The sequence below is a fragment of the Pelagerythrobacter marinus genome, from assembly GCF_009827515.1.
GTDB classification, from domain to species: domain Bacteria; phylum Pseudomonadota; class Alphaproteobacteria; order Sphingomonadales; family Sphingomonadaceae; genus Pelagerythrobacter; species Pelagerythrobacter marinus.
In genome coordinates this window covers 283198-296640 of the sequence record NZ_WTYO01000003.1, presented here as the reverse complement: position 1 = coordinate 296640, position 13443 = coordinate 283198, and the positions used below count along the sequence as shown (strand labels likewise).

Sequence of the window (13443 nt, the reverse complement as noted above, 5' to 3'; positions counted from 1 at the left end):
CCATTGCCGCAAGGGCCGCCAGTGCGTAAATCTTCGCGCCATGAGCACCAAGCGCAAGATCCTGATCTGGATTCTCGTCCTCCTCCTCGCCCTGATCTTCGCCGCAGTCTGGCTGTTGCAGGGCGACGAGGCCGAACTCGCGGTCGATGAGGTGAGCGGCACCGATCCCGCGCTGGTCGAGCCCGAATCGGAGATCGTCCCCACCGTTCGCATCGCCGAACCGGTCGGATGGGCCGATGGCGAAACCCCGGAGGCCGCCGAAGGCCTGGCTGTGACGCGCTTTGCCGATGGGCTGGAGCATCCCCGGGTGATTCATACCCTGCCCAACGGCGATGTCCTGGTGACGCTCACCCGCGCGCCGGCCAAGGAGAGCGGGAGCGGGTTCGTGGACTGGGTCGCCGGCCTGCTGATGTCGCGTGCCGGCGCGGGCGGCGAATCGCCGGACGAACTCGTCCTCCTGCGCGATGGGGATGGCGACGGCGCTGCCGAACAGCGCTTCGCCCTCACCGGCGATCTCGAATCGCCTTCGGGCATCGCCTGGGCGGACGATACGCTCTACGTCGCGAACCACGACGCGCTGCTCGCCTTTCCCTACGAACTGGGCGCGACCCGGATCACCTCCGAACCGCGCGTGCTGATGGACCTGCCGCCGGCCGGCAACCACTGGATGCGCAATATCGCGCTCGATCCGGAAGGCGAGCATGTCTACGTCGCGGTCGGCTCCGCCTCCAACATCGGCGAGAAGGGGATGGAGATCGAGGAAGGCCGCGCGGCGATCTGGGAATACGACCTGGCGGAGAATCGCCAGCGCATGTTCGCCACCGGCCTGCGCAATCCCAACGGGCTCGACTGGAATCCGTGGAGCGACGAGCTCTGGACCACGGTGAACGAGCGCGACATGCTCGGCTCCGACCTCGTTCCCGATTACCTGACCAACGTGCCGATCGGGGCGCAGTACGGCTGGCCCTGGGTTTACTGGAAGGACAACTTCGACCGCCGGGTGAAGGCACCGATGCCGAACTTCCTGGTCGAATATACCCGCCGGCCCGAATATGCGCTGGGCCCGCACGTCGCCGCGCTCGGCCTCGTCTTCAGCGCCGAGGGCGCGCGGATGGGGCCACGGTTCCAGCAGGGCGCGTTCATTGCCCGCCACGGTTCGTGGAACCGGATTCCGCCCGCGGGCTACGACGTGGTCTATGTCGCCTTCGACGAACGCGGAAACCCGCAGGGCAAGCCGGTGCCGGTGCTGACCGGGTTCCTGACGGGCGAGGGGACGACGCGCGGGCGCCCGACCTGGGTGGACTGGTCCGGCGACGGGGCGCTGCTGGTGAGCGACGACACGGCCGGGATCATCTGGCGCGTCATCGCCCCCGGTGCCGAGCCGCAACCGGCGATCGAGCGGATCGTGAACGAGTCGCTCCCGCCCCAGCGCGAACTGGGCGGAACGAGCGCGAGCTTCAGCGAGGACTACGCGCGCGAGAGCGTCCAGCCCTGAACCGCGGCGGCCCCCGCCTGCCCGGCCAGAGCCGACCCGGTCAGAGCCGACCCGGTCAGAGCGCCCGGCCGGCGCCCCCGGCCAGTTCGACGATATACTGCCACGCCGTCCGGCCCGAGCGCGCGCCCCGGCGCCGCGCCCATTCGAGCGCGTCGCTCTCGTCCCAGGCAAGGCCGTGTTCGGCGGCATACCCGGCGACGATGGCGAGGTAATCGTCCTGCCCGCAGTTGTGGAATCCGAGCGTCAGCCCGAAACGGTCGGCCAGCGCGAGCTTGTCGTCGACCGCGTCGCGCGGGTTGATCGGATCGTCCTGTTCGCCCGCGTGGCGGCTGACGATCGCCCGGCGGTTGGCGGTCACCGCCAGGCGCACGTTGCCCGGCCGCGCCTCGACCCCGCCTTCGAGCCAGGAGCGCAAGTGGCGCGGACCGACCGAATCGTCCTCGGAGAACCCGAGGTCGTCGATGAAGACGAGGAAACTGCGGTCGATCGGGCCGAGCTCGGTGAAGAGCCGGGGCAGCGTGTGGAGCGCGTCGGTCCCGGCCTGGACAAGCGCCAGCGCACCCGGCGTTTCCGCCTGCGCGGCGGCGACCGCGGCGCGGACGAGCGCCGACTTGCCCATGCCGCGCGCGCCCCAGAGCAGCATGTCGTGGGCGGCGTGGCCCCGGGCGAGCCGCGTGACGTTGGCGGCGGCGGCATCGCGCTGGGCCTCGATCCCGCGCAGCAGCTCCAGCGGCAGCGCCGGCAAGGTCGCGACCGGCCGCGCGGCGGCGCCGTCCCAGACGTAGGCGGGTGCGGCGTGCCAGTCGGTCGGTGCCGGGGCCTGGCCGGCGATGCGCTCCAGCGCGGTGGCAATACGGGCCAGAGGATCGCCCTGGTCGGCCATCAGCCTGCCAGCTGGTCGGCGTCGATCGCGTAGAGGCCTTCGGCACCAGCGGTGGCCGAGGCCTTGAGACCGGCCGCCTCGGGCACCACGCGGTCGAGGAAGAAGCGCACGCTGGCCTGCTTGGCCGCGGCCAGGCCGCCAAAGGCCCCTCCTTCGATCGCGCGCAGCTGGCGCGTCAGCTGCCAGCCAGCGACCGCGACCGCGCTCATCGTGCAGAACGGCACGCTGCCGGCCAGCCGGTCGTCCAGCGTCGCGTCGTCGCGCATCCATTCGCCGATCGCGCGGCAGGTCCGGGCCAGGTCGGCCAGCGCGTCCTCTTCCCCGGCATCGCGGACGATGTCCTCCATCAGCGCGGCGAAGACCGCCCCGTCCCCGAGCCCCAGCTTGCGGGTCACGAGATCGGCCGCCTGGATGCCGTTGGTGCCTTCGTAGATCGGCGCGATCCGGGCGTCGCGATAGATCTGCGCTGCGCCGGTTTCCTCGATGAAGCCCATGCCGCCGTGGACCTGGATGCCCAGGCTGGCGACTTCGACCCCCGCGTCGGTCCCCCAGGCCTTGATCATCGGGACGAGGACTTCGGCCCGGCGCGCGGCCTCTTCGTCCCCCAGCGTGCCCCGGTCCACCTGGCCCGCCGTGTGATAGAGCAGGGCGCGCATCCCCTCGGTCAGGGCCCTCATCCGCAGCAGCATCCGGCGCACGTCGGGATGTTCGACGATCGGCACCGGGCTCTTGTCGGGCGAGCCGGCGCGGGCGGACTGCACCCGGTCGCGGGCATAGGCGAGCGCTGCCTGGGTCGCCCGCTCGCCGACCTGCACGCCCTGGTTGCCGACGTTGATCCGCGCGTTGTTCATCATTGTGAACATGGCCATCAGCCCGCGGTTCTCCGCCCCGACCAGCTCGCCGATGCATTCGCCGTTGTCGCCGTAGCTCATCACGCATGTCGGCGAGGCGTGGATGCCGAGCTTGTGCTCCAGGCTGACGCAGCGAACGTCGTTGCGCGCGCCGAGCGAGCCGTCGTCGGCCACGTGGTACTTGGGCACGAGGAACAGCGAGATGCCGCGGCTGCCGGCCGGCGCGTCGGGCAGGCGCGCGAGCACGAGGTGGACGATATTGCCGGCGAGGTCGTGCTCGCCCCAGGTGATGAAGATCTTCTGCCCGGCGATCCGGTACTTGCCGGCGTGCTCGCCTTCCGCGATCGGCGTCGCCGTGGTGCGCAGCGCGCCGAGGTCGCTGCCCGCCTGCGGCTCGGTCAGGTTCATCGTGCCCGACCATTCGCCGCTCACCAGCTTGGGCAGGTACTTGGCCTTCTGCGCCTCGCTACCGTGATGTTCGAGCGCCTCGGTCGCGCCGACCGACAGCATCGGCAAGAGGCTGAAGGCCATGTTGGCCGTGCCCAGGTTCTCCAGCACGTTGCAGGCCAGCGTGAAGGGCAGGCCCTGTCCGCCATAGGCGGCCGGGCCGGCAATCGCGTTCCACCCCTGCTCGACATAGTGGCGATAGGCCTCGGCAAAGCCGTCGGGCAGGCGCACCCGCCCTTCGTCCAGCGCGGCGCCGGTCAGGTCGCCGACGCGGTCGAGCGGGGCCCATTCGCCGGCGGCGAACTGCCCGATACCCTCGACGATCGCCTCGACCATGTCGGGTTCTGCGGCGGCGAAGCGTTCGGACGCGGCGAGTTCGGCCATGCCGGCATTGGCGTGGATCGCGAGCAGCTGGTCCTGGGTGGCGGGGGTATAGGTCACGGGCATTCCTCTTGGCTTTGCGCGGCTCCAGATATAGCGGACGGGAATGCGCGGCAAATACGTTACGGAAACGGGAAAGGCCAACGACGCCGGCATGGCCCGCGCGGCGGCCACGCTGCGCGACGGCGGCCTGGTCGCCGTGCCGACAGAGACCGTTTACGGCCTCGCCGCGCGCGCCGACAGCGAGGAGGCGGTCGCGCGCATCTACGCGGCCAAGGGCCGGCCCGGGTTCAATCCGCTGATCGTGCACCTGGCTTCGCCACAGGCGGCTGAGCGTCATGCCGATTTCAACCGCACGGCGCAGCGGCTGGCGCAGGCCTGGTGGCCGGGCCCGCTGACGATGGTCCTGCCGCGCAAGCCGGGGGCGGGGCTGGCGCCGGCGGTCAGCGCGGGGCTGCCGACGGTGGCCCTGCGGGTCCCGGCCCACCGGGTCATGCGCGGCCTGCTCGCCCTGTGCGACTTTCCGCTCGCGGCCCCTTCGGCCAACCGCAGCGGATTCATCTCGCCCACCCGCGCCGAACATGTCCTGGCCTCGCTCGACGGCAGGATCGATCTCGTGCTCGACGCCGGCCCGTGCCAGGCCGGGCTCGAATCGACGATCGTCGCGGTTCGCGCCGACGGCAGCTGGCAGGAACTGCGCCCCGGCCCGATCGGCCTGGCCGACCTCGCGGCCGCGGCGGGCGAGGGCGATCGTGGCGAGGCGGGCGGCGGGATCGAGGCGCCGGGCCAGCTCGCCAGCCATTACGCGCCGGGCAAGCCGGTGCGGCTGGGGTGCGAGACGGCCGCGGCGGACGAGTACATGATCGGGTTCGGCGCCGTCGCCGGCGATATCAGCCTGTCCGAAACGGGTGACCTGGGCGAGGCCGCCGCGCGGCTTTACGCCTGCCTCCACGCGGCGGCGCGATCGGGCAAGCCGCGCATTGCCGTGGCGCCGGTGCCGGCGCGCGGGATCGGGCTCGCCATCAACGATCGCCTGCGCCGCGCGGCCGCCTAGGCGGCCCGGGGCGCATCAGCGCGGTTCCGGCTCGCGCGGGACGCTGGGCATCAGGACCTGGATCTCGGCATAGGTCTTGCGCGCCTTGTCGCAGGCGCGGCGGTCGCCCTCGGCGCATTCGCGCATCTCCCGGTCGTATCGCCGCTCGAGCCGGCCCAGCTCCTCCTCGCGCTTGCGCAGTTCGCGTCCGCGCTTCTCGTCGGCTTCGGACTGGCTGGTCGTCGCCAGGTCCACGGCCTTGCCCGCCACGCGGACCGGGGCCGTCGCCACGTCGAGGGCGGTCTTGGCCAGGCACCCGCTCAGGGTCAGGGCCGCGGGAATCAGGATCGGGAAAAGGGCTATGCCGCGCATCTGGTCTACCTCCAGCGGCGCGGCATAACCGATCGCGGGCTTCGCGGCGATGAATACCTGCAAGAAATCCCGGTTGGCGCGCAAGGCGGCGCGCGGTCAGTTCCCGGCAGGCGCCTGCGGAACCTCGGGCGGGTCCTGGGGCGGAGCGGCCGAATCGGCAGCCGTCGTTCCGCCACGGCAGTTGAGCGTGCCCGAGCCCATCGCGTTGACCGAGCAGCGGGCCGAGCCGGTCACCGTGACATCGCCCGATCCCATGATCGAGGCTTCCACCGTCCCGTCCGACGCGAAGGCGGCATTGCCCGAGCCGGCGATGGTGATCTCGGCATTGTCCACCGCGAGGCGGTCCATCCGCGCGGTGCCCGAGCCGGCGACGTTGAGTTCGAGCGAATCGGCGCGACCGGCCGCGACCAGCGTGCCCGATCCCGCGATCGTCACGTCGAGCGAAGTCGCCTCGACCCGGTCGATGCGGGTCGATCCGCTGCCGGCGACGGTGATCTCGGCTTCGCCCTCGAGAACGTCCGCCTCGATCGAGCCCGACCCGGCGAGGACGACTTCCTCCAGCCGCGGCAGCGTGACGTGGACTTGCGCGTGCCCGTCGGCGCTGCGCCAGCTGTCGTTTTCCCGCATGATGCCGAGCGTGTCGTCGTCGAGCGTGAAGCGCAGGTCTGCCACGGCCTCGTCGTCCCCGTCGACCCGGATGTCGAGCGAATCCCCGCGCGTGACGACGACGTCGTCGGGTCCGGCGAGGACCACTTCGGTCGGGGTCTTGCCCGCCAGGTCGAGCTCGGCAAGCGGCACGCCCTCGGAGCCCTTGATCGATGTCACGCCGTTGCATCCGCTCGCGGCGATCAGCGCGACCAGCGGGGCAAGGCCCTTGAAAATCCTGTGCAGCATCAGTGTCTCTCTTCCTCGTCTCCGGGCCGCGCGATCTCGTGGAGCACGGCCATGACCCAGCCCGTATTGCCGATGTAATACACTGCGCCGCGCCGTTCAAGGCATGGCAGGTGCGGGAAAGGCAAGTGCGGGAGGGGCGGGCGCTGCGGCGGCAGACGAAAAAAGGGCCGCCCGACGGGGGCGACCCTCCATTTCTCTCGATTCCGGAGACGTCTGCGTCAGGCGTCTTCGGTGTTCTCGTAATACTGCGGCGCGTGTTCGCGCAGGACGGCGAGGATTTTCTCCAGCGCGGTCGGCTCGTCGGTCTTTTCCATCGCGGCCAGTTCGCGCGCGAGGCGGCTGGAAGCGGCCTCGAAGATCTGGCGTTCGGAATAGGACTGTTCGGGCTGGTCGTCGGGCCGGAAGAGATCGCGCGTCACCTCGGCGATCGAAACGAGGTCGCCGGAATTGATCTTGGCCTCGTATTCCTGGGCCCGGCGGCTCCACATCGTCCGCTTGACCTTGGGTTTGCCCTTCAGCGTTTCCATCGCTTCCTTCAGGGTCTTGTCGCTCGACAGCTTGCGCATGCCGATCGCCTCGACCTTGTTGGTGGGAACGCGCAGGGTCATGCGCTCTTTCTCGAAACGGAGCACGTAGAGTTCGAGCTGCATCCCGGCGATTTCTTCGTTCTGCAGCTCGATCACACGGCCGACGCCGTGCTTGGGGTAAACGACATAGTCGCCGACATCGAAGGCGGGAGCCTTGCTGGCCATGCACAAGTCCTTTCTGCGGGCCGGACGGCACGAACAGTCAAATCGGCTTCCCGCCGCGCCGCACGGAGCGCGGTCGATTGCCGGTCTTGTCCTGTCGCGAGTGGTCCGGACCTCTCTGCTGTCACGCCTGCGATCGGACGGACGCCGATGCAGTTAGTGCATTATATAACACACTCGTAACAAAATTGCGAGTCCGGCCGATCGGCCCGGCGCACGCCCGCGCAGGGCGGTCGATCAGTCGCCTTCGCCGGGTTCGGGCGAGAAGTACTTGTCGAACTTGCCCTCTTCGCCCTTGTGCTCGTCCGCGTCGGCGGGCGGCTCCTTCTGACCGGTGATATTGGGCCATTCGGCGGAGAACTTGGTGTTCAGTTCCAGCCACTTCTCCAGCCCGTCCTCGGTATCGGGCAGGATCGCCTCGGCCGGGCACTCGGGTTCGCAGACGCCGCAGTCGATGCATTCGCTGGGATTGATCACCAGCATGTTCTCGCCTTCGTAGAAACAATCGACCGGACAGACCTCGACGCAATCGGTGTACTTGCACTTGATGCAGGCGTCGGTGACGACATAGGTCATTTCGGATCGCTTCCCTTCCTGGCTGGGGCCCGAACGCCGGGCCCATGCGCTGCTATGGCGCTTTGCCCGTCCGGGTCAAGCTCGCGATAACATGCCCGTGCCTCGGCCGGCGGTCCGCGGCGTCCCGGCAGGGCGGTCAGTTCGATCACCCGCACCGATCGGCCGAGCGGGAAAGTCAGCACGTCGCCGCAGCCGACCGCCAGGCTGGCACGGCCGACCCTCCGGCCGTTGCACCGCACGTGACCGCTTTCGACCAGTGCCTGCGCGCGCGCCCGGCTCTTGAAGAACCGGAGCCGGCACAGCAACCGGTCGATCCGCATCACCGCACCTTGAGATCCGCCAGCGCGGCGAAGGCGCTGTTCGCGGGCGGCGGGGGCGGGGCGGCCCTGGCGCGCCCCTTGCGCGCGCGGCCCGGCTGCCATTGCCAGGCATCGGGCGCCGGGGGCCCGAATGCCCCTTCTGCCAGCGTTCGGCCCGGCAGGCGGCGGAACCCGGCGGCGCCGAGCAGCCTGTGCCAGCTGTCGAGAGTAAGCCCGGTGGAAATGGCAAGCGCCGGGTCGAGCCGGAACCGGCGCGCGTCGGCCTCCGCGCGGGCCTTGTGCGCGGCGCGCAGGATCTTCTCGCCCACGTCCACCCGCACCGCCTGCTTGCCCGCGGGTCGATATCCGGCCGGCATGCGGCGGGGGGCCTCGATCACCGGTTGCATGGTTTCGTGCAAGGGGCGCGGATCGCGGCCCAGCGCGTGGAGCAGGGCCCGGGGCGCGGGCTTGAGCAGGGCCGGGGCGAAGACGTCGAGCGCCCCGAACGTCACCCCCAGCCGGCGCAGGAAGGGCCGCATTTCCTTGGGCAGGTGTTCGATCCCCGCCTTGTCACGCGCGACGAAACCGTGCCCGGCCAGCAGGTTGAGCAGGAGCGCGCGCGCCTGCGATCCCGCCGCCGGGTCGCGGGCCGCCTCCGCCAGGCGGGCCAGCGGCGCGAGCGGGGCGAGTTTTCCGGCGAGCCATTGCGACAGCGCTTCGAGCAGCCGCTCGCGCACCGGCGCGGCGAGATGGTCCAGCTCGCGCGCCGGCACGATCCGCGGGTGCAGCGGGTCGGCGCCGTCCTCGATCCGCGCGAGGGCATGGTCTTCCCAGTGCAGGCTGCCGCCCGCGATCGATACCTCGTCGAGCCGCGAGGCGACGAGCGTCTCGGCGCGTTCGGCCAGGATCCGCGGCAGCGCCTTCTCCCCCGCGGCGAGCAGCATCTTGCGATCGTCGTGGCTGGCCGTGTGATCGACGGTCAGGCGGAAGCCCTCGATCCGGCCGATCGGCTCGTCCTCGACCAGAAGGGCCCCGTCCTGCGCCAGGCTGACGGGGAGAAGGGCCGGATCGGTGCCCAGGGTTTTCATCAGGATTGCAGTCCTCCGGTTGACGAAGCGTTCGGTCAGGCGCCCGTGTAGCGCATCGGACAGGCGCGCTTCCACTGCCCGCGCGCGCGCCGCCATCTCGTCGCGCGCCAGGACCCAGTCGGGCCGCTGGCAGATATAGGCCCAGCTGCGGATCGCGGCGATCCGGCCCTGCAGGGCATGGATGTCGCCCTGGACCCTGTCCAGCTCGGCAATGCGCGCGGCGACGTAGTCCGCGCCCAGGTGGCCGCTGCGCAAGTCGCGCCACAGGCGCGCGACGAAGCGCGCGTGCACGTCGGGGCCGAGCTGGCGGAAATCGGGCAGCGAGCAGGCTTCCCAGAACCGGCGGACCATCCCCGGCCCCTTGACGTCGCCGGCCAGTGGCTCGCCCGCCAGGCGCTTGAGCACCGCGAGGTCGATCGCCTCGGGCGCGGGGGCCAGCTCGCGCTGCGCGGGCGGTGCCTCCAGGTCCGCGATCAGCGCCGCGAGGCTGTCGAACCGCGGTTCCGCCTCGCGCCAGTAGAGTTTCGTCAGCGGGGCGAAGCGGTGTTCCTCGATCGCGTGGATTTCGTCGTCGGAAAACTCGGGCGCAGGGCCCTTCGTCCCGGCCAGGGTGCCAAATGTGCCGTCCTTCTGGTGCCGGCCCGCCCGCCCCGCGATCTGCGCCATTTCCGCCGGGATCAGCCGCCGCTGGCGAACCCCGTCGAACTTGGCGAGCGAGGCGAAGGCGACGTGGTTGACGTCAAGGTTGAGACCCATGCCGATCGCGTCGGTGGCGACGATGTAATCGACTTCGCCCGACTGGAACATCGCCACCTGGCGATTGCGCGTCTCCGGGCTCAGCGCGCCCATGACCACGGCCGCCCCGCCGCGATACCGGCGCAGCATCTCGGCCACGGCGTAGACCTGCTCGGCCGAGAAGGCGACGATCGCGCTGCGCGGCGGCAGGCGCGAGAGCTTGCGCGGGCCGATGTGGCGCAAGGTGGAGAAGCGCGCGCGCGATTCGATCGTCGCCCCGGGGATCAGCGCGCGGACCAGCGGCTCGATCGTCGCCGCCCCCAGCAGCATCGTTTCCTCCCGCCCGCGGGCATGGAGCAGGCGATCGGTGAAGACATGGCCGCGCTCGCGGTCGGCCGAAAGCTGCGCCTCGTCGAGCGCGACGAAGGCGGGGGACGCTGCCGGTGATGCCGGCGTTTCCGCGCGCGGGCCCGGTCGCACCGGCATCGCCTCCACCGTGCACAGGAAATAGCGCGCGCCGGGCGGCTCGATCCGCTCTTCCCCGGTGATCAGGGCCACCCGGGATTCGCCCTTGATCGCCACGACCCGGTCGTAGACCTCGCGCGCGAGAAGGCGCAGCGGAAAGCCGATCGCCCCGCTGGAATGCGCGCACATGCGTTCGATGGCGAGGTGCGTCTTGCCGGTGTTGGTCGGCCCTAGGACCGCCTGGATGTGGGAACCGTCTCGATCGGGGGTCACCCGGGCAATGTGGCAGGCGGGGCGGCCGGCGGCAACCGCCGTGGCGCGGGGGCGCGCGGCGGTTCCCGCAAGTCGTCGCGCGGCGGACTCGTTCCGTCGCGGCTTAAGCGCGTCTTTACTTTAATCCGGCACGAATTCCCGCATAGGACGCGGGAAAGGGCGCGGGGTCGCGGCGCGCGCGGATCGCGGCCCTCCCGAGGAGGCGCGGTGTACAAGCAGAACGAGGCAGAAATGGGCGCGATCGCCGGGGACGGCGAGGACGTCTGGCGCCCCGCGTCGCTGTCGCACGCGCAGATCCTGCCCGGCGGCGCGCCGCGCGTGATCGCGCGGGCGCGAACCCTGGCCGAGCGGTTCGATACCTGGCGCGAGGACGTGTCCGGCAGGCTGGCCGCGGCGGACCTCGCGCCCGACCTTGCCGAGGCGATCGGCAGCCGCCGCTGGTTCCGCGGCCTGGGCACGCTGATCGGCCTGTCCGCCCTGGCGCTTGCCTTCTGGCCCGATTTCGTCCCGGTCGAGGCGGCGCCGGCGATGACGATGACCGAGAGCGCCCGCGACGAGTTCCGCAGCCAGATGATCATGCCGCTTGCCCTCGGCGCCGACAGCGGCCGCCGCATGGGCGCGACCGAGCGGGTCGTGCCGCTCCGCGCCGCGCCGGAGCGCCCGCGGGTCGAACTGCTGGCTACGCTGGCCCGGGGGGACAGCTTCACCCGCATGCTCCAGCGCGCCGGCGTGGGGACGCAGGATGCCAGCCGCGTGGCCGACCTGGTCGCGCGCTCGATCGCGCTCGACGCGATCGAACCGGGCACCCAGGTGGATATCACCCTCGGCCGGCGCCCGCAGCCCGGTGCCGCCCGGCCGCTCGATTCGCTGGCCTTCCGCGCCCGGTTCGACCTCGAGCTGGAGATCGCGCGCGACGCCGCCGGCAACCTCTCGCTGACGCGCAAGCCGATCCGGGTGGACGAAACCCCGCTGCGGATCCGCGGCACGGTCGGCTCCAGCCTCTATCGCTCGATGCGCGCGGCCGGGGCCCCGGCGAGCGCGGTCCAGCAATACCTGAAGGCGCTGAGCGACCAGGTCGACATGGACCGCGCGGTCCGCGCCAGCGACACCTTCGACATGATCGTCCAGTATCGCCGCGCCGCCACGGGGGAGCGGCAGGCCGGCCAGCTGCTCTATGCCGGGATCGAGCGCGCGGGCGAACCGACGACTCAGCTGATGCGCTGGGGGAAGGACGGCCGCTTCTACGAGGCTTCGGGTGTCGGGGAACAGCGCAATGGCCTGGTCGCGCCGGTCCCGGGGCCGGTTTCCTCCGGTTTCGGCATGCGGCGGCACCCGATCCTCGGCTATCGCAGGATGCATTCGGGGATGGATTTCCGCGCCGGCTACGGCACGCCGATCGTTGCGGTGGCGGATGCGCGCGTCGTCAGCGCGGGCCGCGCGGGCGGCTGCGGCAACGCGGTCAGGCTGGACCATGGCGGCGGGCTGGCCACGCGCTATTGCCACATGAGCCGCATGGCCGTGCGCGCCGGGCAGGGCGTGCGCCGGGGCCAGGTCATCGGCTATGTCGGCTCGACCGGCCTCTCGACCGGCCCGCACCTGCATTACGAGATGTACCGCAATGGCCGCGCGGTGAACCCGGCCTCGGTCCGGTTCGTCACCCGGGCGCAGCTTTCGGGCGAGGAACTGCGCCGCTTCCGCTCCGCGCTGGCCAATCTCAAGACGGTGGAACCGGGCGCCGCGCTGGAGGATCTCGTGCCCACCGCGTCGGAAGCTGCCGCCGCCGAGCCGCTGCGCGAGATCGACCGGCTGGACGCCGCGCGCACGGTCGGCTGATCGCGCCCCGCCTGCGCGCGCCGGCGGAGGACGCGGCTTGGCAGGGCGCGGCGTTTGCGGCAACAGGCGGGCATGACCGCTTCCTATCCCAATCTCCGGCTGCGGCGCACCCGGGCGAGTGCCTGGAGCCGCGCGCTTCACCGGGAAACCGTGCTGACCCCGGCCGACCTGATCTGGCCGCTCTTCGTGACCGAGGGGGAAGGGGTGGAAGAGCCCGTCGCGAGCCTGCCGGGCGTGTCGCGCTGGTCGGTCGACGCGATCGCCCGGCGCGCGCGGGAGGCGGCGGCACTGGGCATTCCCTGCATTGCCCTGTTCCCCCATACCCAGCCGGGCCGCCGCTCCGACGACGGGGCCGAGGCGCTCAATCCCGACAACCTGATGTGCCGCGCGATCCGCGCCATCCGGGATGCCTGCGGAAACGACATCGGCGTGCTGACCGACGTCGCGCTCGATCCCTATACCAGCCACGGGCAGGACGGCCTGCTCGACGACAGCGGCTACGTGGTGAACGACGAAACGGTCGCCGTCCTCGTGGACCAGGCGCTGAACCAGGCCCGGGCGGGGGCCGACGTCATTGCGCCTTCGGACATGATGGACGGGCGCGTCAGGGCGATCCGCATGGCGCTGGAGATGGGCGGCCACCACAATGTCCAGGTCATGAGCTATGCCGCGAAATACGCCAGCGCGTTCTACGGCCCGTTTCGCGACGCGGTGGGATCGGGCGGCCTGCTGAAAGGCGACAAGAAATCCTACCAGATGGACCCGGCCAACGGGGAGGAGGCGCTGCGCGAGGTCGCGCTCGACCTGGCGGAAGGGGCTGATAGCGTGATGGTCAAGCCGGGCCTGCCCTATCTCGACATCGTGCGCCGGGTGAAGGAACGGTTCGACGTGCCGGTCTTCGCCTACCAGGTGAGCGGCGAATACGCGATGATCGAGGCCGCCGCCGCGGCCGGGGCGGGCGATCGCGACGCGCTCGTCCTCGAAACGCTGACGGCTTTCAAGCGCGCGGGATGCAGCGGGGTGCTGACTTATCACGCGGCCCATGCCGCCCGCCTTCTGGGGGCCTAGG

12 protein-coding genes are annotated in these 13443 nt (G+C 71.0%); 4 read left to right on the top strand and 8 right to left on the bottom strand.

The features are described from left to right. The first annotated feature begins 40 nt into the window (after window positions 1-40). Window positions 41-1495 carry a PQQ-dependent sugar dehydrogenase gene (locus GRI72_RS08490; protein ID WP_160733468.1) on the top strand — a complete coding sequence of 485 codons (1455 nt, stop codon included), beginning with the start codon at window positions 41-43 and terminating at the stop codon, window positions 1493-1495. A 55-nt stretch (window positions 1496-1550) separates the two neighbouring features. On the opposite strand, the gene GRI72_RS08485 is transcribed toward GRI72_RS08490, so the two are convergent. Both GRI72_RS08485 and GRI72_RS08480 read right to left on the bottom strand, forming a co-directional pair. Next, complete coding sequence (locus GRI72_RS08485; protein ID WP_160733467.1) at window positions 1551-2378, bottom strand: DUF815 domain-containing protein; 828 nt, start codon at window positions 2376-2378, stop codon at window positions 1551-1553. Then, a complete protein-coding gene (locus tag GRI72_RS08480) occupies window positions 2378-4123 on the bottom strand; it encodes an acyl-CoA dehydrogenase family protein (RefSeq protein ID WP_202389023.1) in 1746 nt (581 codons plus the stop codon). Before GRI72_RS08480 ends, GRI72_RS08485 begins: the two co-directional genes overlap by 1 nt. A 40-nt stretch (window positions 4124-4163) precedes the next feature. Here GRI72_RS08480 and GRI72_RS08475 point away from each other — a divergent pair, with 40 nt between their 5' ends. Further along, the gene (locus GRI72_RS08475; protein ID WP_160733465.1) at window positions 4164-5111 is read left to right on the top strand and encodes an L-threonylcarbamoyladenylate synthase; all 948 of its coding nucleotides are present in this window, start codon (window positions 4164-4166) and stop codon (window positions 5109-5111) included. A gap of 15 nt (window positions 5112-5126) precedes the next feature. Here GRI72_RS08475 and GRI72_RS08470 read toward each other — a convergent pair whose 3' ends face one another. The 6 genes from GRI72_RS08470 to GRI72_RS08445 all read right to left on the bottom strand — a co-directional run bounded on the left by GRI72_RS08470 (window position 5127) and on the right by GRI72_RS08445 (window position 10541). After that, window positions 5127-5462 (bottom strand): hypothetical protein, encoded by a 336-nt coding sequence (locus tag GRI72_RS08470; protein ID WP_160733672.1) that lies wholly within the window; start codon window positions 5460-5462, stop codon window positions 5127-5129. Between the two features lie 96 nt (window positions 5463-5558). Continuing rightward, a complete protein-coding gene (locus GRI72_RS08465; protein WP_160733464.1) occupies window positions 5559-6356 on the bottom strand; it encodes a head GIN domain-containing protein in 798 nt (265 codons plus the stop codon). Between the two features lie 218 nt (window positions 6357-6574). Next, window positions 6575-7108 (bottom strand): CarD family transcriptional regulator, encoded by a 534-nt coding sequence (locus GRI72_RS08460; protein WP_160733463.1) that lies wholly within the window; start codon window positions 7106-7108, stop codon window positions 6575-6577. Window positions 7109-7342: 234 nt separating this feature from the next. Beyond that, the gene (gene fdxA, locus GRI72_RS08455; RefSeq protein WP_160733462.1) at window positions 7343-7681 is read right to left on the bottom strand and encodes a ferredoxin FdxA; all 339 of its coding nucleotides are present in this window, start codon (window positions 7679-7681) and stop codon (window positions 7343-7345) included. Beyond that, on the bottom strand, window positions 7678-8001 hold the full coding sequence (locus GRI72_RS08450) for an RNA-binding S4 domain-containing protein (protein WP_160733461.1): 324 nt from the start codon (window positions 7999-8001) through the stop codon (window positions 7678-7680). The genes fdxA and GRI72_RS08450 overlap by 4 nt, the downstream gene beginning before the upstream one ends. Continuing rightward, window positions 8001-10541 (bottom strand): helicase-related protein, encoded by a 2541-nt coding sequence (locus GRI72_RS08445; protein ID WP_419880238.1) that lies wholly within the window; start codon window positions 10539-10541, stop codon window positions 8001-8003. The genes GRI72_RS08450 and GRI72_RS08445 overlap by 1 nt, the downstream gene beginning before the upstream one ends. Window positions 10542-10772: 231 nt before the next feature. Here GRI72_RS08445 and GRI72_RS08440 point away from each other — a divergent pair, with 231 nt between their 5' ends. After that, the gene (locus GRI72_RS08440) at window positions 10773-12374 is read left to right on the top strand and encodes a peptidoglycan DD-metalloendopeptidase family protein (RefSeq protein WP_160733670.1); all 1602 of its coding nucleotides are present in this window, start codon (window positions 10773-10775) and stop codon (window positions 12372-12374) included. Window positions 12375-12446: 72 nt separating this feature from the next. Further along, a complete protein-coding gene (hemB, locus tag GRI72_RS08435) occupies window positions 12447-13442 on the top strand; it encodes a porphobilinogen synthase (RefSeq protein WP_160733460.1) in 996 nt (331 codons plus the stop codon). The last annotated feature ends 1 nt before the right edge of the window (window position 13443 follow it).